We start from the raw sequence: 17794 nt of genomic DNA, 5'->3' as shown, positions 1-17794 counted from the left end.
TGTCCCGGCCGAACGAAAATCCGCCGCCGTGGCGAGCAGCCACGACGGCGGATTTTCGTTCGTACCGGACCGGCCTCGGCCCCGGCGCGGGCCGGACGCGCCCAGCGCCTGTCGTCCGGGTCAGGCCCTACCCGCGGTAGATCGCCTCGATCTCCTCCGCGAAGTCCTTCGCCACCACGTTCCGCTTGAGCTTCAGCGACGGCGTGACATGGCCCGACTCCTCGGTGAACTGGGTCGGCAGTACGCGGAACTTGCGTACCGACTCGGCCTTGGAGACCGCCGCGTTGCCGTCGTCGACGGCGCGCTGGACGGCGGCCAGCAGCTCCGGGTCCTCGGCGATCTGGGACGGCGTCACATCGGCGGAGTGGCCGTGCTCCTCGGCCCAGCGGGGCAGGAACTCCTCGTCGAGCGTGACCAGCGCGCCGATGAACGGCCGGCCGTCGCCGACGACCATGCACTCGGCGATCAGGGCGTGTGACCGGATGCGGTCCTCGATCACGGCCGGGGCGACGTTCTTGCCGCCCGCGGTGACCAGTATTTCCTTCTTGCGGCCGGTGATGGCGAGGTAGCCGTCCTCGTCGAGGGTGCCGAGGTCGCCGGTGTGGAACCAGCCGTCGGACAGCGCCTCCTTGGTGGCCGACGGGTTGTTCCAGTACTCGGTGAACAGGTGCTCGCCGTGCAGCAGCACCTCGCCGTCGTCGGCGATCCGCACGACCGAACCGGGCAGCGGCTGGCCGACGCTGCCGATCTTCTGCCGGTCCCAGGGGTTGAAGGCGGTCGCCGCACAGGACTCCGTCAGGCCGTAGCCCTCCAGGACGGTGAAGCCGATGCCGCGGTAGAAGTGGCCGAGGCGCTCACCGAGCGGGGCGCCGCCGGAGATGGCGTGGGTGGCGCGGCCGCCGAGGACGGCGCGCAGCCTGCCGTAGACCAGCCGGTCGAAGACCTTGTACTTCACCTTCAGGCCGAGGGACGGGCCCTCCGGGGTGTCCAGCGCGCGGCTGTAGGCGATCGCGACGTCCGCCGCCTTGTCGAATACCTTGCCCTTGCCGTCGGCCTGCGCCTTGGCCCGCGCCGAGTTGTAGACCTTCTCGAAGACCCGGGGCACGCCCAGGACCAGCTTCGGCCGGAAGGAGGCGAGGTCGTCGGTGAGGTTCTTGATGTCGGGGGCGTGGCCCAGCTTGATGGGCGCCATCACCGCGGCGACCTGCACCAGCCGGCCGAAGACATGCGCGATGGGGAGGAAGAGGAGCACCGAGGACTCGCCGGTACGGAACAGCGGGCGCAGCCGCTCGACGATGTTGCCGCACTCGGCGAAGAAGCTGCGGTGGCTGAGCACACAGCCCTTGGGGCGGCCGGTGGTGCCGGAGGTGTAGACGATGGTGGCGGGCGAGTCCGCGTCGGCGAGCGCGCTGCGCGCATCCACCTCGGCGTCGGAGATGTCGGCGCCGGCGGCCCGCAGCCGGGCGATGGCGTCCCGCTCGATCTGCCAGATGTTCTCCAGCCCCGGCAGCCGGTCGCGGACCGACTCGACGGTCGCCTCGTGCGTGGGGGACTCCACCAGGCAGGCCACCGCGCCGGAGTCGCCGAGGATCCACTGGATCTGCTCGGCGGAACTGGTCTCGTACACGGGGACGGTGATGGCGCCGGCGCTCCAGATGGCGAAGTCCAGCAGCGTCCACTCGTAGCGCGTGCGCGACATCAGGCCGACCCGGTCACCGGGCTGCACGCCGGAGGCGATCAGACCTTTGGCGGCGGCGCGGACCTCGGCGAGGAAGGTGACGGCGGTGACGTCCTGCCATGCGCCGTTCACCTTGCGTCCCATGACGGCAACATCCGGGTGCTGCGCGGCATTTCGACGGATAAGGTCCGTCAGGTTGCCGTCCGCGGGGACCTCGTACAGGGCCGGAAGGCTGAACTCGCGCAAGACTGCTGCTCCTCAAAAGCGCCGGCGCCACGACGCTGTGTGTACACCGGCGGCGGTCCACGACATGCAGGGGGGATTGGACTGCCCGGACGTTACCCATGGGTATTGCTTTTGGGATAGGGGGGAAAGGCCAGATGTTTGATGCGTCACACACCGCGGGACACGCCGTGGGGACTGTCCCGCGCAGACTAGACCAGCGGGTAGGTGACCCGAAAGTAACCCCAGGTCCGCGTACCCCTCCCCGCGCCCGCCCGCGCGATTTAGGGTGACGCCATGCGTGTGCATGTGGTCAGTGACGTACATGGCAACAGCCGGGACCTCGCGGCGGCCGGAACCGGCGCCGACGCCCTGCTCTGCCTCGGTGACCTGGTCCTCTTCCTCGATTACGCCGACCATTCGCGCGGCATCTTCCCCGACCTCTTCGGCGTCGGGAACGCCGACGCGCTGGTCGAACTGCGCACCGCCCGCCGCTTCGAGGAGGCCCGCGAGCTGGGCCGCCGGCTGTGGGCCGGGCTCGACCGCGCCGGCGTGAGCCGCGAGTCGGTCATCGAGGGCGCGGTCCGCAAGCAGTACGCCGAACTCTTCGCGGCCTTCCCCACACCCACGTACGCCACCTACGGCAACGTCGACATCCCGCGCCTGTGGCCCGAGTTCACCGGACCGGGCACCACCGTCCTGGACGGGCAGCGGGTGGAGATCGGCGGCCGGGTCTTCGGGTTCGTCGGCGGCGGCCTGACCACACCCATGAACACGCCGTACGAGATCAGCGACGAGGAGTACGCCGCCAAGGTCGAGGCGGTCGGCGAGGTGGACGTGCTCTGCACCCATATCCCGCCCGACGTCCCCGAGCTCTGCTACGACACCGTCGCCCGCCGCTTCGAGCGCGGCAGCGCGGCCCTGCTGCACGCCATCCGCACCACCCGGCCGCGCTACTCCCTCTTCGGCCACGTGCACCAGCCGCTCGCCCGCCGGGCCCGGATCGGCGGCACGGAATGCATCAATGTCGGCCATTTCAATGCGACCGGGACGCCCTACGTCATGGAGTGGTGAGCCCGGACGCCTCTGGTCGCGGGCCCGGCGGTGAGCGGCCGGCCGCCGCCCCGCCCCGTCGTGCCGGGCCTGCTGGTGTCCGCCCGCCGTTGCCCGCGCGGTAGCCTTCAGCAGCAGAGACACCGCGTAAATTAGGGTCTCCCCGGCTCATGGGGGTCCTCCCGCTCAGGCGAAGTCGAGAGTGGGGGAGAAGCTGAGAGCCGGGGAGGAGTCGGCGGACCGGCATGAAGCGGCATGGAGGAGTCACGGCGATGGCCGAACACACCAGCTCGAGCATCACGATCGAGGCGGCACCCGCCGAAGTGATGGGAGTGATCGCCGACTTTGACCGCTATCCGGAATGGACCGGCGAGGTCAAGGAAGCAGAGGTGCTGGCCAAGGACGACCGTGGCCGCGCCGAGCAGGTGCGCCTGCTGCTGGACGCCGGGGCGATCAAGGACGACCACACCCTCGCCTACACCTGGACCGGCGAGAACGAGGTCAGCTGGTCCCTGGTCAAGTCCCAGATGCTGCGCGCGCTCGACGGTTCCTACCGTCTCGCCGCGCTGGGCGAGGGCGCCCGCACCGAGGTGACGTACCAGCTCACCGTCGACGTCAAGATCCCGATGCTCGGCATGATCAAGCGCAAGGCCGAGAAGGTCATCATCGACCGTGCGCTGGCCGGGCTGAAGAAGCGCGTGGAGAGCGGCCCCGCCGACCACGCCGCCGGGCCCGCCGGCGCGGCCGAGTCCACCGACGAGGCCAAGAAGCTCTGAGCGTGCGCATCGTCCTCGTCACGGGCCCCGGCGGCGCGGGCCGCACCACGCTCGCCGCCGCGACCGCCCTGGCCGGCGCCCGCCGGGGCGCGCGGGCACTCCTGCTCACCACCGAGAGCAGCGCGCCGGAAACGGTGCTGGGCACCGCCCTCGGCGCCGACGCACCCACCCCGATAGCGCCGGGCCTGCACGCCCTGCGCATCGACCCCGGCGACCGTTTCCGCCAGGAATTCCTCGCCTTCCAGGAGCGGGCCGGTGCGGCCCTCGACCTGCTCGGCGCCAGCCCCCTCGACGAGGACGAACTCACCGAACTCCCCGGCTCCGAGGACTTCGCGCTGCTGCACGCGCTGCGCGCCGAACACGCCTCGGGCGACTGGGACATGGTCGTCGTCGACATGCCCTCCGCCGCCGAAACGATCCGGCTGCTCGCCCTGCCCGCCCAGGTCCGCCGCTATCTGCGCCGTCTGCTGCCGCCCGAGCGGCAGGCGGCCCGCGCGCTGCGCCCGGTGCTCGCCCAGCTCGCCGGCGTCCCGATGCCGGCCCAGAAGCTCTACGACGCCGCCCAGCGCTGGGAGAGCGAACTCGCCGCCGTCCAGCGGGCGATCGACGACCCCGGCACCTCCGTACGCCTGGTCACCGACGCCGGCCCGGTCGCCGCCGCCAACCTGCGCACCATCCGCGCCGGACTCGCGCTGCACGGCCGCCGCACCGACGGTGTGGTCGTCAACCGGCTGCTGCCCACCGGCTCGTCCGACCCGTTCCTCGCCGCGCTCTCCGGCAGTCAGCAGACCGCCCTCAAGGCGCTGCGGGAGGAGTTCCCCGACCTCCCCGTCCACGAGGTGGCGCACCTGGGCCGCGACCCGCAGGGCGTCGACGAGCTCGACGAGCTGATCGACGGACCGGCCGGCGAGATCGGCACGGACGGGCCCGCCGACGGGGACCGCCCCGACCCCTGGACCGTCGAGGACCGGCTGGCCTCCGACGGCATCCTCGTCTGGCGGGTGCCGCTGCCCGGCGCCGACCGGAAGGGCCTCGGGCTGGTGCGCCGCGGTGACGAGATCGTGGTCTCCGTCGGCCGCTTCCGGCGGATCCGTACGCTCCCCTCCGCGCTGCGCCGCTGCACCGTCTCCGGCGCCGGACTGCGCGACGGCGCCCTGGAGATCCGATTCACGCCCGATCCTGACCTGTGGCCCAAGAGCGACTGAACGCGGCACCGCCGTTCGGGTACCGTCGAGGGTGGGCTGTGTTCCGACGTGTCCGTCCCGCACCTTTCGCCGTACCGCCTCGCCGCAGGAGTCACGGAGTTCCTCATGAGTGATGCCACCGAGCGCCCCGCCGACCGCGGGGCCGAGCCCGATGCCGACGCCTGGGCGGCCGCCTGCGCCGAGGATCTCGCGGCCGAGAAGGCCCGGCACCGTGCCGCCCACGGCCCGCAGCCGGGCAGCGCGACGGAGGAACTGCGCAAGCTCGCCGAGGCGGTGACCGACAAGCTCGCCGGTATCCAGCTGCCCGGCGCGCTGGGCGGCATCGCCGCGCAGGGTGCCGTCAGCCAGCTGTTCAAGCAGGCCAAGGCCGCCGTCGAGCCGGTCATCGAGCGCAACCCCGACCTCTTCGACCACCTCGCCGCGGCCGGCTCCGAGCTGCTCGCCGCCTACCGCTCCGCCGTCGAGAGCAGCGAGCGCCGCTGGACCCGCGACGATCTCGACGAGGATCCCGAGGGCCGCCGCGGTGACGATCCGCGCGACGACGACGGCCCGACCGGTACCGAGCGGATCGATCTCGACTGATCCCTCAGGGCCTCGCACCCCAGCGGAAGCCGCCCAGGTCCACCACCTGAAGAGCACGGGCGGCATCCCCACCTCCGGTACGGTGGGACCTGGCGGGGTTCGAGCGAAAAACTGAGGGACACATGGGACTCACCATCGGCGTCGACATCGGCGGCACGAAGATCGCGGCCGGCGTGGTCGACGAAGAGGGCTCGATCCTTGAGACATGCCAGGTTCCGACTCCGCATGCCACCGAGGCGCTGACCGAGGCCATCGCGGACGCGGTGCGGACCGTCGGGTCCGGGCATCACATCGAGGCCGTCGGCATAGGTGCCGCAGGCTATGTCGACGAGAAGCGGGCCACGGTCCTGTTCGCGCCGAACATCGACTGGCGCCACGAACCGCTCAAGGACAAGGTCGAGCAGCGCGTCGGCCTCCCCGTGGTGGTCGAGAACGACGCCAACGCCGCGGCCTGGGGCGAGTACAAGTTCGGCGCGGGCCAGGGCCACAGCGACGTCATCTGCATCACCCTCGGCACGGGCCTGGGCGGCGGCATCATCATCGGCAACAAGCTGCGCCGCGGACGCTTCGGCGTCGCCGCCGAATTCGGCCACATCCGGGTCGTGCCCGACGGCCTGCTGTGCGGCTGCGGCAGCCAGGGCTGCTGGGAGCAGTACGCCTCCGGCCGCGCCCTGCTGCGCTACGCCCGCCAGCGTGCCTTCGCCACCCCCGAGAACGCCGAGATCCTGCTGGCGCTCGGCGACGGCACCTCCGAGGGCATCGAGGGCCGGCACGTCAGCGAGGCCGCCCGCCAGGGCGACCCGGTCGCCATCGACTCGTTCCGCGAGCTGGCCCGTTGGGCCGGTGCCGGTCTCGCCGACCTCGCCTCGCTCTTCGACCCATCGGCCTTCATCGTCGGCGGCGGCGTCTCGGACGAGGGCGAACTGGTCCTGGACCCGATCCGCAAGTCCTTCCGCCGCTGGCTGGTCGGCAACCAGTGGCGGCCGCACGCCCAGGTGCTCGCCGCCCAGCTCGGCGGCAAGGCCGGTCTGGTCGGCGCGGCCGACCTGGCCCGCCAGGGCTGAGCGGCCGGGCGCCCTGCCACGCCCGCTCTTTCGCAGGACACCGTCCGTCGCGTCCCCCCGGGGAAGCGGCGGACGGTGCTCTATCTTGGCCCGCGTGACGATCCCGGTGAGAGGACCCGCCGCCTTGATCCCGCTTCCCGACTCCCGTACCGAGCCCGACGGTACGGCCGTGATCCGCGTGCTCAGCTACAACATCCGCTCGATGCGCGACGACCGGACGGCGCTGGCCAGGGTCATCCGGGCCTGTGCCGCCGATCTCGTGCTGATCCAGGAGGCGCCGCGGTTCTTCCGCTGGCGCAAGGCCGCCGAGCGGCTGGCCCGCGCGGCGGGTCTGGTGTACGTCACCGGCGGTGGCACGGCCGCGGGACCGATGATCCTTTCCACCCTGCGCGCCCATGTGGAGCACACCGAGGACGTCCTGCTGCCCCGCACCCCCGGACTGCACCAGCGCGGTTTCGCCACGGCCGTGGTCCGCATCGGCGGGGTCCGGCTCGGGGTGCTCAGCTGCCATCTCAGCCTCGCCGCCCGGGAGCGGGACGAGCAGGCCGGGCTGCTGCTGGAGCGGCTGGCCGCCATGGACGTGCCGTACGCCGTTGCCGGGGGTGACCTCAACGAGCGGCCGCAGGGCCCGAGCTTCCGGCGGCTGGCGGCCTCGCTGACCGATGCCTGGGCGGCCGAGCCGTGGGGCGGGGAGCTCACCTCCACGCCCCGGGACCCGCAGCAGCGGATCGACGCGATCTTCGCCACGAAGGGCGTGGAGGTCCTCGGCTGCGGTGTGCCGCACGGGCTGCCCGGGGTACGGGAGAGCGACCTCACGGCCGCGACGGATCATCTGCCGGTGCTGGCCGCACTGCGGATGCCGGCCGCGGGCTGATTCACACCACCGCGCCGCTGCCCGGCAGGTCGTCGTCCTCGTCGTCCTTCTTCATCCGGGCCACCAGGGTGGCGAAACCGCCGAGGAAGCCGCCGATGCCCAGGACCGTGACCCACCACGTCACCGGCTGTTGCAGCAGCACCATGGCGACCAGCAGCATCGGGCCGCCGATCACCGCGAGCCAGGCGAACTTGGTGGTGACATCGGCCTCCGGCAGCGGAGGCGGCTCGGGCGGGGTGAAGTGGCCCTCGTCGGTCTCGTCGAAGTCGTCGTCGGACGCCTCCGCGGCACTCCAGTTGCGGGGGCCGACGCCCGGCGCGAAGACGACGAAGCTGCCCGGACGGGCGGGCGCGTCCTTGCTGTCCCCGGTCTTGCTGTCGCCGGTCTTGCTGTCGCCGACCGTGCCGTCCCCGGCCGTGCCGTCCCCGGCCTCGTCCTGCTCGGTGTCCTTCTTGCCGTTGCTCCCGGCCGGTTCGGCCTTGCCGTCGCCGTCGCCCGCGGCGAACGACGGCTGGTCGCCGTAGCCCGCCACGATCTCGGCCCAGGCGGCCTCTTCGTCCAGCGGGTCCCGGGGGTCGCGGGGGCTACGCTCCGCCACTGGCCGCCGTCCCCTCCTGAGCCGCGTCCGCCCCCGCACGGGGGGCGAGGCGGGTGATGAAGGCGAAGGTGTCCTGGCAGATCCGCTCCGCGTCGTGGTCGAGCGTGGCGACGTGGTAGCTGCGCTCCAGCAGCGTCTGCCGGACGTCCGTCGAGGAGACCCGGCTCAGGATGCGCTCGGAGTCCACCGGCGGTACGACATGGTCCTGCGGGCTGGTCATCACCAGCAACGGCTGGGTGACACCGGGGAGTTCGGAGTCGACCTGCTGGAAGAAGCGGCGCACCGAATACGCGGCGTGCAGCGGCACCCGGTCGTAGCCGACCTCCTCGGAACCGGGCTTGGCGATATCGCTCGTCAGCCCCTTGGTCGTCCGTACGAGATGACGCAGCACCGGCAGCAGCGGCCCGGCGGCGTCGTGCACCTTGTTGGCGGGGTTGACCACGGCCACCCCGCTGATGGCGTCGCCGTGCTTGGCGGCCAGCCGCAGGGCCAGTGCGCCGCCCATCGACAGGCCGCAGACGAAGACCGAGGTGCAGCGCTCGGTCAGCGCCCGCAGCTCGCGGTCGACCTCGGCGTACCAGTCCTGCCAGGTCGTGATCTGGAGGTCCTGCCAGCGGGTGCCGTGACCGGGCAGCAGCGGCAGACTGACCGTGAGTCCTTGGTCGGCCAGATATTCGGCCCAGGGGCGTACGGACTGGGGGGAGCCCGTGAAGCCGTGGCACACAAGGACACCGACCTCTCCGCCGTCACGGCGGAACGGCTCGGCTCCGGGAAGGAGCGGCACGGGGGGACTCCGATCGATGAGGGGGCCTGGCGAGTTACCTCAGGGTACGCAAAGTGACGGCGGGCGGATAGGTCCGGCGACCGCCGCGGCGCGAGCGCGCCACCGGGGCAGGTTAAGGTCTTTGCGTCACACACAGGAGGCAGTCGGTTGATCTACGGCGCAATGAAGTTTTCCATCGGCGGGTCGCTGAAGCTTGCCTTCAGGCCCTGGGTGGAAGGCATCGAGAACATCCCCGCCGAGGGCCCGGCGATCCTCGCGAGCAACCATCTCTCCTTCTCGGACTCCTTCTTTCTGCCCGCGGTACTGGACCGGAAGGTCACTTTCATCGCGAAGTCCGAGTACTTCACCTCGCCCGGTGTGAAGGGCAGGCTGACCGCCGCGTTCTTCAAGGGCGTGGGCCAGCTGCCGGTGGACCGCTCGGGCGGCCGGGGCGCGGGCGAGGCGGCGATCAAGAGCGGTATCGAGGTGCTGGAGCGCGGTGAGCTGTTCGGCATCTACCCGGAGGGCACCCGCTCCCCGGACGGCCGGCTCTACCGCGGAAAGCCGGGCGGTCTGGCGCGGGTGGCGCTGGCCACCGGGGCGCCGGTCATCCCCGTGGCGATGATCGACACCGAGAAGGTGCAGCCTCCGGGCAAGGTCGTGCCGAAGATGATCCGGCCGGGCATCCGCATCGGCAAGCCGCTGGACTTCACCCGTTATCAGGGCATGGAGGGCGACCGCTTCATCCTGCGGTCGGTCACCGACGAGGTCATGTACGAGATCATGAAGCTGTCCGGCCAGGAGTACGTCGACATCTACGCGACCGCGGCCAAGCGGCAGCTGGCCGATGCCGCGAAGGCCGAGACGGCACAGGCCGAGGCGAAGAAGAAGGCCGAGGCGGAGCGGGCCAGGAAGGCCGCCGCCGAATAGACGGGCAGGGCCGACACCGGGCGTGAACGCGCCCGGCGAGGGGGACGGCAATGACGGATACGGACACGGATACGGATATACCGACGGTGAGCGGGGCCATGGCCGCCAGACGCCATGGCAAGCGCCCACCGAAGGTGCTGCGGATGTCGGTCGAACTCCCGCTGTGGCGCGCACTCACCGGCTACCGGATCCTCACCCTCGTCTACACCCTGTGCCTGGTCGCGCTCTCCTACCAGCAGTACGACCATCCGCTGGGCGCCGCCGCCTACATGGGCGTGCTCACCGTCTGGATGGTGCTGACCTGGCGCTGTACGACCTCGGCGGAGCGCTGCACCCGGCAGTTCCTGGTCGCCGACCTCGGCTTCGCGATCGGCGGCATCCTGCTCACGCTCGTGGTCGACAGCCACGCCCGGATCATGGACGGCGGGCCGACGCTGCCGTCCATCTGGACGGCGGGCGCCGTCCTCGGTTTCGCGATCAAGGGTGGCTGGCGCTGGGCCGCGGTGGCCTCCACCATCGTGGCGGTGGCCAATCTCGTCGAGCGCCAGGAGCTGGCCCGCGACACCATCCACAACGTGGTGCTGGTGTGGGTGGCCAGCGTCGGCCTCGGCTATGTCGTCGAGGTGGCCCGCTCCAGCGAGCGCACCCTCGCCCGGGCCCTACAGATCGACGCCGCCACCCGGGAGAGGGAACGGCTGGCCCGTGACATCCACGACAGCGTGCTCCAGGTGCTGGCGATGGTGCAGCGGCGCGGCGCCGAGATCGGCGGCGAGGCGACCGAACTCGGCCGGATGGCCGGTGAACAGGAGGTCGCGCTGCGGACCCTGGTCGCCGGCGGTCTGGTGTCGCCGCCCGGGATCCGGTTCGGCGGCGCGGCGTCCACGGTGCCGCACCCGGCGGGCGAGGGCGTACGGGAGGACACCCCGGCGACCACCGGGGCCGCTTCGGCGTCGTCGGGCGACGGGCCGTGCGATGTCCGGGCGCTGCTCGCGCCGTACGCGGGGGCCGGTGTCACCTTCTCCGAGCCCGGCGCCCCGGTCACGCTGCCGGCCGCCGCGGCGGCCGAACTCGCGGCCGCTGTCAGTGCCGCGTTGGACAATGTACGGGTGCATGCGGGGGCCGCGGCCCACGCATGGATCCTGGTGGAGGACGAACCGCATGCGGTGATCGTGACGGTCCGCGACGACGGCCCCGGCATTCCCGAGGGCCGCCTCGCGGACGCCGAGCGCGAGGGCCGTCTGGGAGTGGCCCTGTCGATCCGCGGGCGGCTGCGCGACCTGGGCGGCAGCGCGGAGTGGGTCTCGGTCCCCGGCCAGGGCACGGAAGTGGAGTTGACGGTCCCCAAGGGCGGCGCGCCCGGGGGTGGAAAACGGGGGAAGGCCTGAGTGTGAACGAGCAGGGGCTGAAGGTCATGGTGGTCGACGACCACCCGATGTGGCGGGACGCGGTCGCGCGGGATCTGGCGGAGGCCGGGTGCGAGGTGGTGGCGACGGCCGGCGACGGTCTCCAGGCGGTGCGCAGGGCGCAGGCCGCGGGGCCCGATGTGCTGGTCCTGGACCTCAATCTGCCGGGGCTGCCCGGTGTGGCGGTGTGCAAGGAGCTGGTCGGCGCCAATCCGGCGCTGCGGGTGCTGGTGCTGTCCGCGAGCGGTGAGCACGCCGATGTCCTGGAGGCGGTCAAGTCCGGGGCGACCGGCTATCTGCTGAAGTCGGCGAGCACCGAGGAACTGCTGGACGCGGTGCGGCGCACGGCCGCAGGCGACGCGGTGTTCACACCGGGCCTGGCAGGTCTGGTGCTCGGCGAGTACCGCAGGCTGGCGACCGAGCCGACCCCGGCCACGCCGGACGAGCCGGGCGCACCGCAGTTGACGGACCGGGAGACCGAGGTGCTGCGCCTGGTCGCCAAGGGACTCTCGTACAAGCAGATCGCCGAACGGCTGGTCATCTCGCACCGCACGGTGCAGAACCACGTCCAGAACACCCTCGGCAAGCTCCAGTTGCACAACCGCGTGGAGCTGGTGCGCTATGCGATAGAACGCGGCCTCGACGAGGCGTGACCGGCGCGGTCACCGGCCGGGCCGGCCATGACCCGGCCGGAGCCGCTCGTACGGGTGAACGGCCCGGGTCAACTCCCCGTTAAATCACCGACATCACCGTTTGTCCCACCCCTGAGTGACCCAGATCACCATTAGCGTGACCGGGGTCGGCTCACACACGGCCGTGCGCGGCCACTGACGGGATGTAGGTGAAGCAGCGATGCGGGTCGGAGTACTGACCGGCGGCGGCGACTGCCCGGGTCTGAACGCAGTGATCAGAGGCATCGTCCGCAAGGGCACCCAGGAGTACGGATACGAATTCGTCGGCTTCCGGGACGGCTGGCGCGGGCCGCTGGACGGCGACACGGTGCCGCTGGACATCCCGGCGGTGCGCGGCATTCTGCCCCGTGGCGGCACGATTCTCGGCTCCTCGCGGACCAACCCCTTCAAGGAGGACGACGGCGTCCGCCGGATCAAGGAGACGCTCGCCAAGGAGGAGGTCGAAGCGCTGATCGCGATCGGCGGCGAGGACACCCTCGGCGTCGCCGCCCGGCTCTCCGGCGAACACGCGATCCCCTGTGTCGGCGTCCCCAAGACCATCGACAACGACCTGTCGGCCACGGACTACACCTTCGGCTTCGACACCGCCGTCGGTGTCGCCACCGAAGCCATCGACCGGCTGCACACCACCGCCGAGTCCCATATGCGGGTGCTGGTCGTCGAGGTGATGGGCCGGCACGCCGGCTGGATCGCGCTGCACTCCGGCCTCGCCGGCGGGGCGAACGTCATCCTCATCCCGGAGCAGCGCTTCGACATCGAGCAGGTCTGCCGGTGGATCGACTCCCGCTTCAAGGTCCGCTACGCCCCGATCGTGGTCGTCGCCGAGGGCGCCATGCCCAAGGACGGCCAGATGGTGCTCAAGGACAGCTCCACCGACTCCTTCGGGCATGTCCGGCTGTCCGGGGTGGGGGAGTGGCTGGCCAAGGAGATCGAGGCACGGACGGGCAAGGAAGCGCGGACGACGGTCCTCGGGCACACCCAGCGCGGCGGGACGCCCAGCGCCTTCGACCGGTGGCTGGCCACCCGCTTCGGGCTGCACGCCATCGACGCGGTGCGCGACGGCGACTTCGGGAAGATGGTCGCGCTGCGCGGCACGGACATCGTCCGGGTGCCGATCGCGGAGGCGACCGCGAAGCTGAAGACCGTCGATCCGGCGCTCTATGCCGAGGTCGGGGTGTTCTTCGGCTGAGCGGCACCGCCGCCCCTTCTCCCCGTACCCCGTATCCCGTAGCCCTCCCGCCGCCGCCCCGTACTCCGGGCGGCACCACCGGGCGATGGGCCGTATATTCGCCCTACGCGGCATATCCGGCCTATCGCCCATAGGCGGGAGAACGGAACCGGCGGGAGAACCGGGAGAGCTCGTGGAGATCATCGCCTTCGGTGTGCAGGCGGATGAGCAGCCGTTCCTGGAGAAGGCTTTCGCCGGCCGTCACCAGGTCCGCAGCCTCGATGTCTTCCTCAACCGCGACACCGCCCCCATCGCGCGCGGCTACGAGATCGTCAGCTCCAGCGTCAACGCCGATCTGGGCGCGGACGTCCTCCAGACCCTCGCGGCCGGCGGGACGAAGATGATCGCCCAGCGCTCCACGGGCTTCAACAACATCGATCTGGAGGCCGCGGCCGACCTCGGGATGAGCATCGGCCGGGTCTCCTTCTACTCCCCCCACGCGGTCGCCGAATTCGCCTGGACCCTCGCGCTGGCCGTCAACCGGCGGATCGTCCGGGCCACGAACCGCACCCGTAACTTCGACTTCCGGCTGGACGGCCTGATGGGCCGCGATCTGCGCGGCCGTACGGCGGGGGTGGTCGGCACCGGCAAGATCGGCGAGGCCTTCACCCGGATCGCCCATGGCTTCGGGATGAACCTGCTGGGCTGGGACCTCGCCGAGAACCCGCGCTGCGTCGAGCTGGGCATGAAGTACGTCACCCGGGAGCGGCTGTTCGCCGAGGCGGATCTGATCACCCTCCATGTCCCGCTGGTGGCGGACACCCGGCGGCTCGTCGACGCCGCCGCGCTGGCCGCGATGAAGGACGACGCGATCCTCGTCAACTCCAGCCGCGGCGGGCTCGTCGACACCGCGGCCCTCGTCGAGACGCTCAAGGCCGGCCGGCTCACCGGCGTCGGGCTGGACGTCTATGAGGAGGAGGCCAAGTTCTTCTTCTTCGACAAGTCCCTGGACATCATCGACGACGACACCCTGGCCCGCCTGATGACCTTCGGGAACGTGCTGGTCACCTCGCACCAGGCGTACTTCACCGAGGAGGCGGTGGGTCAGATCGTCGAGGCCACCGTGGCCAATGTCGAGGACTATCTGGCCCACCGCACCAACGAGAACATGCTGGTCACACGAGGACAGCTGCCAACAGCTGGGCGGTGACCGAGGCGCCGTCCAGGCTCAGCACCGACTCGGGGTGGAACTGCACGCCGGCAAAGCCCGGACCGCGCAGCGCATGCACCTCTCCCGTTTCCGCGTCCCGGCTCAACTCGACGCGGTGCATGGCGAGTTCGGTCGCCGTGGTGTCGTCGCAGCGGGCCGTGAAGGTGTTGTAGAAGCCGACCGTCTCCTGGTGCCCGAAGAAGTCGATCCGCTCCTGCGCGCCCTGGTAGGGCACCTCCTTGCGGACGATCTCCAACCCCAGTTCGGCGGCGAGCAGTTCATGACCCAGGCACACCCCCAGCAGGCCGTCGCGGTGCCCGGCGACCAGCTCGGCGGTCAGCGACCGCAGAAAGCGCATCTTGGGGTCGGCGGCGTCCGACGGGTCGCCCGGTCCCGGGCCCAGCACGATCGGGCCCCGGTGCGCACGGGCGGCCTCGCGCAGCCCCGGCTCGTCGAAACGGCGCACGGTGACGGTCAGCCCCGAGGTGCGCAGCAGATGCGCCAGCATCGCGGTGAAGGTGTCCTCCGCGTCGACGACCAGCGCATGCCCGCTCAGCTCCGCGGTCGGCGCGGTGGTCTGCATCCGCAGCCAGAACGGCGCCAGGTCCGCGCGGCGGGCATCCAGCGCGGCCTGCACCCGGGGGTCGTCGGCCAGCCGCTGCCCCCGGTCCGCGCCCGCCGGACGGGCCGGCGCCGGCCGTACGCCCAGCGCGCTCAGCACACCCGCGGCCTTGGCATGTGTCTCGGCGACCTCGCTGTGCGGGTCGGAGGCGCGGACCAGGGTGGCGCCCACCGGCACCCGCAGCCGGCCGTCGGCGGCGATATCGGCGGTACGGATCAGGATCGGCGAGTCCAGCGTCTGTGCGCCGCCCGCATCCCGGCCGATCAGCGCCAGCGCCCCCGCGTAGTAGCCGCGGCCCCGCCCGTCGGGGCCCACCGGCTCGTACCGCTCGATCACCCGGCAGGCGTTCTGCACCGGCGACCCGGTGACCGTCGCCGCGAACATCGTCTCCTTGAGCACCTCGCGCACATCGAGGGTGGACCGGCCGCGCAGCTCGTACTCGGTGTGCGCGAGATGCGCCATCTCCTTGAGCCGGGGCCCGATCACCACCCCGCCCTTGTCGCCGACGGTGCACATCATCTTCAGCTCCTCGTCCACCACCATCGACAGCTCCTCGACCTCCTTGCGGTCGCCGAGGAACGCCAGCAGACTCTCGGGGGTGGGGCCGCCCTCCGGGTAGCGGTAGGTGCCGCTGATCGGGTTCATCACGACCGTTCCGGCCGCCCGCCCGCCGTCCTCGGACGGGAGCGCCTCGCCTCCGCCCCTCCCGCCGGTCATCCGGACATGCACCTCGGGGCTGGCGCCGACCAGAGTGCGCACCCCGGGGCGGTGCACCACGTACGTCCAGTACGCACCGCGCTCACCGGACAGCAGCCGCCGGAACAGCGCCAGCGCGTCGGCCGCCGAGAAGTCCGCGATGGTGCCCTCGAACGTCCTGCGGACCACGAAGTTCGCGCCCTCGCCGGTGCCGATCTCGTCCCGTACCACCCGCCCGACGATCTCGGCGTAGGCGTCGTCGTCCACGTCGAACGCCCCGTCCGTCACCTGTACGTCGTGCCCGGGCAGTGCCGCCAGCACCTCGTCCAGGGGCAGCTCGGCGCTCTCGCGGGGGCGCAGCACGGCCAGCGGGGTGCCGTCGTCATGGGCCCGGAAGCCGCGCTCGCGGATCTGCCGGAACGGGATCAGGGCGAGCGCATCGGTCACCGGCGCGTCCGGCACCCCTTCGCCCAGCGGGATGTCGGCCAGCCGCCCGACCTCGTCGACCTCGCCGATCAGCACCTCGACGGTGGGGGAGGCCGTCTCCCGCCCCGGGGAGCGGCGGTGCAGCAGCGCGAAGGGCGGGCAGGCGGGGTCGAGCAGCCGCTGGACGAGTGCGGCGGCGTCGGTGCGGGCTGGGGGCTCGCGGTGCATGACGGGGTTCCTTCCGGACAGGGGAGGAACGGCCGCCGGAAAGGCTGAAGGCCGCCCCTCGGGCGGCCTTCGCGAAGTAGGTGGTGTGCGCGCGAATCAGTGGGCCGCCGGATGAGCGGTCCACCACCAGTTCCTGTTCATGGCCGGTTGCGTGCACATGAGGGGCACCCTACCGGACCGTCCGAGTGCAGTGCGTCTCAAAGTCCGGATGCCCGGACGGACAGCCTCGGCGGACCCCGTAATGTGGGGCTTGTGACCGTGAACGCTGAAACCCACGCCGGTGGCCACACCTGGCGAGACCTGCCCGCGGCGCAGCAGCCTGACTGGCCGGACCAAGAGGCTCTGCGCGATGTGATCGCGGAGCTCGAGTCCTATCCGCCGCTCGTCTTCGCGGGCGAGTGCGACCAGCTGCGCGAGCGCCTGGGAGCCGTCGCCCGTGGTGAGGCGTTCCTGCTTCAGGGCGGCGACTGCGCGGAGGCCTTCGACGCCGTATCCGCCGAGCACATCCGTAACAAGCTCAAGACGCTTCTCCAGATGGGTGCCGTCCTGACCTACGCCGGGTCCGTCCCGGTGGTCAAGGTCGGCCGGATCGCCGGCCAGTACAGCAAGCCGCGCTCCAAGCCCACCGAGACCCGCGACGGGGTGACGCTGCCGACCTACCGCGGCGACTCCGTCAACGGCTTCGAGTTCACCGAGGCGGCCCGCATCCCGGACCCCGAGCGGCTCAAGCGGATGTACCACGCCTCCGCGGCGACCCTGAACCTCGTGCGCGCCTTCACCACCGGCGGCTACGCCGACCTGCGGCAGGTGCACGCCTGGAACCAGGACTTCGTGAAGTCCTCGCCCTCCGGACAGCGCTACGAGGCGCTGGCCCGCGAGATCGACCGCGCGATGAACTTCATGAACGCCTGCGGAGTGGACCCGGAGGAGTTCCGCACCGTCGAGTTCTACGCCTCCCACGAGGCGCTGGTCCTCGACTACGAGTCCTCGCTGACCCGTGTCGACTCGCGCACCGGCAACCTCTACGACGTCTCCGGCCACATGGTCTGGATCGGCGAGCGCACCCGTCAGCTGGACGGTGCGCACATCGAGTTCGCCGCGCGCATCCGCAACCCCATCGGCGTCAAGCTCGGCCCGACGACCACGGCGGAAGACGCGCTGACGCTCATCGAGCGGCTCGACCCGGAGCGTGAGCCGGGCCGGCTGACCTTCATCACCCGCATGGGAGCGGACAAGGTCCGCGACAAGCTCCCCGAGCTGGTCGAGAAGGTCACCGCCTCCGGCGCGCAGGTCGCCTGGATCTGCGACCCGATGCACGGCAACACCTTCGAGGCGGCCTCCGGTCACAAGACCCGGCGCTTCGACGATGTGCTGGACGAGGTCAAGGGCTTCTTCGAGGTCCACAAGAGCCTCGGTACGCACCCGGGCGGTATCCACGTCGAGCTGACCGGTGACGATGTCACCGAGTGCGTGGGCGGCGGCGACGAGATCTTCGTCGACGACCTCCACCAGCGCTACGAGACCGCCTGCGACCCGCGGCTCAACCGCAGCCAGTCGCTGGACCTGGCCTTCCTGGTGGCGGAGATGTACCGCGATCAGTGAGG

Annotated in this window: 16 protein-coding genes; 12 read left to right on the top strand and 4 right to left on the bottom strand. The window is 71.4% G+C overall.

Going from position 1 to position 17794, the window contains the following annotated elements; genetic code table 11:
* Nucleotides 1–127: 127 nt before the first annotated feature.
* Nucleotides 128–1924 carry a long-chain fatty acid--CoA ligase gene (locus M8I34_RS37000; protein ID WP_250057287.1) on the bottom strand — a complete coding sequence of 599 codons (1797 nt, stop codon included), beginning with the start codon at nt 1922–1924 and terminating at the stop codon, nt 128–130.
* 273 nt (nt 1925–2197) lie between these two features.
* Here M8I34_RS37000 and M8I34_RS36995 point away from each other — a divergent pair, with 273 nt between their 5' ends.
* The 6 genes from M8I34_RS36995 (at nt 2198) to M8I34_RS36970 (ending at nt 7454) form a co-directional block, all read left to right on the top strand.
* Nucleotides 2198–2974 carry a metallophosphoesterase gene (locus tag M8I34_RS36995; RefSeq protein WP_244415314.1) on the top strand — a complete coding sequence of 259 codons (777 nt, stop codon included), beginning with the start codon at nt 2198–2200 and terminating at the stop codon, nt 2972–2974.
* 251 nt (nt 2975–3225) lie between these two features.
* Nucleotides 3226–3729 carry an SRPBCC family protein gene (locus M8I34_RS36990; RefSeq protein ID WP_244415316.1) on the top strand — a complete coding sequence of 168 codons (504 nt, stop codon included), beginning with the start codon at nt 3226–3228 and terminating at the stop codon, nt 3727–3729.
* A gap of 2 nt (nt 3730–3731) precedes the next feature.
* On the top strand, nt 3732–4934 hold the full coding sequence (locus M8I34_RS36985) for an ArsA family ATPase (protein WP_250057285.1): 1203 nt from the start codon (nt 3732–3734) through the stop codon (nt 4932–4934).
* Nucleotides 4935–5039: 105 nt separating this feature from the next.
* On the top strand, nt 5040–5516 hold the full coding sequence (locus M8I34_RS36980; RefSeq protein WP_250057283.1) for a DUF5304 domain-containing protein: 477 nt from the start codon (nt 5040–5042) through the stop codon (nt 5514–5516).
* 122 nt (nt 5517–5638) lie between these two features.
* Nucleotides 5639–6580, top strand: a complete 942-nt coding sequence (locus tag M8I34_RS36975; protein ID WP_244415322.1) for an ROK family glucokinase — start codon at nt 5639–5641, stop codon at nt 6578–6580.
* A gap of 124 nt (nt 6581–6704) precedes the next feature.
* On the top strand, nt 6705–7454 hold the full coding sequence (locus M8I34_RS36970) for an endonuclease/exonuclease/phosphatase family protein (RefSeq protein WP_284051230.1): 750 nt from the start codon (nt 6705–6707) through the stop codon (nt 7452–7454).
* Between the two features lies 1 nt (nt 7455).
* Here M8I34_RS36970 and M8I34_RS36965 read toward each other — a convergent pair whose 3' ends face one another.
* Both M8I34_RS36965 and M8I34_RS36960 read right to left on the bottom strand, forming a co-directional pair.
* Complete coding sequence (locus tag M8I34_RS36965) at nt 7456–8052, bottom strand: hypothetical protein (RefSeq protein WP_250057278.1); 597 nt, start codon at nt 8050–8052, stop codon at nt 7456–7458.
* Nucleotides 8039–8836, bottom strand: a complete 798-nt coding sequence (locus tag M8I34_RS36960) for a carboxylesterase (RefSeq protein WP_250057276.1) — start codon at nt 8834–8836, stop codon at nt 8039–8041. Before M8I34_RS36960 ends, M8I34_RS36965 begins: the two co-directional genes overlap by 14 nt.
* Before the next feature lie 162 nt (nt 8837–8998).
* Here M8I34_RS36960 and M8I34_RS36955 point away from each other — a divergent pair, with 162 nt between their 5' ends.
* The 5 genes from M8I34_RS36955 (at nt 8999) to M8I34_RS36935 (ending at nt 14218) form a co-directional block, all read left to right on the top strand.
* Entirely contained in the window at nt 8999–9745 is a 747-nt protein-coding gene (locus tag M8I34_RS36955) for a 1-acyl-sn-glycerol-3-phosphate acyltransferase (RefSeq protein WP_244415328.1), read from the top strand.
* Between the two features lie 98 nt (nt 9746–9843).
* Entirely contained in the window at nt 9844–11130 is a 1287-nt protein-coding gene (macS, locus tag M8I34_RS36950; RefSeq protein WP_250057309.1) for a MacS family sensor histidine kinase, read from the top strand.
* A gap of 26 nt (nt 11131–11156) precedes the next feature.
* A complete protein-coding gene (locus tag M8I34_RS36945; protein ID WP_244419955.1) occupies nt 11157–11801 on the top strand; it encodes a response regulator transcription factor in 645 nt (214 codons plus the stop codon).
* 199 nt (nt 11802–12000) lie between these two features.
* A complete protein-coding gene (locus M8I34_RS36940; protein ID WP_053210157.1) occupies nt 12001–13029 on the top strand; it encodes a 6-phosphofructokinase in 1029 nt (342 codons plus the stop codon).
* A gap of 172 nt (nt 13030–13201) precedes the next feature.
* Nucleotides 13202–14218, top strand: coding sequence for a 2-hydroxyacid dehydrogenase (locus M8I34_RS36935; protein ID WP_250057273.1), 1017 nt, complete (start codon nt 13202–13204; stop codon nt 14216–14218).
* On the opposite strand, the gene M8I34_RS36930 is transcribed toward M8I34_RS36935, so the two are convergent.
* Nucleotides 14184–16190, bottom strand: a complete 2007-nt coding sequence (locus M8I34_RS36930) for an anthranilate synthase family protein (RefSeq protein WP_250057271.1) — start codon at nt 16188–16190, stop codon at nt 14184–14186. The genes M8I34_RS36935 and M8I34_RS36930 overlap by 35 nt on opposite strands.
* Before the next feature lie 258 nt (nt 16191–16448).
* Here M8I34_RS36930 and M8I34_RS36925 point away from each other — a divergent pair, with 258 nt between their 5' ends.
* Nucleotides 16449–17792, top strand: coding sequence for a class II 3-deoxy-7-phosphoheptulonate synthase (locus tag M8I34_RS36925; protein WP_250057308.1), 1344 nt, complete (start codon nt 16449–16451; stop codon nt 17790–17792).
* Nucleotides 17793–17794: the final 2 nt, after the last annotated feature.

Source organism: Streptomyces sp. MCA2 (assembly GCF_023544705.1).
GTDB lineage: Bacteria > Actinomycetota > Actinomycetes > Streptomycetales > Streptomycetaceae > Streptomyces > Streptomyces decoyicus.
The sequence above is the reverse complement of the archived record's forward strand: the minus strand, read 5'-3'. Positions and strand labels throughout refer to the sequence as shown.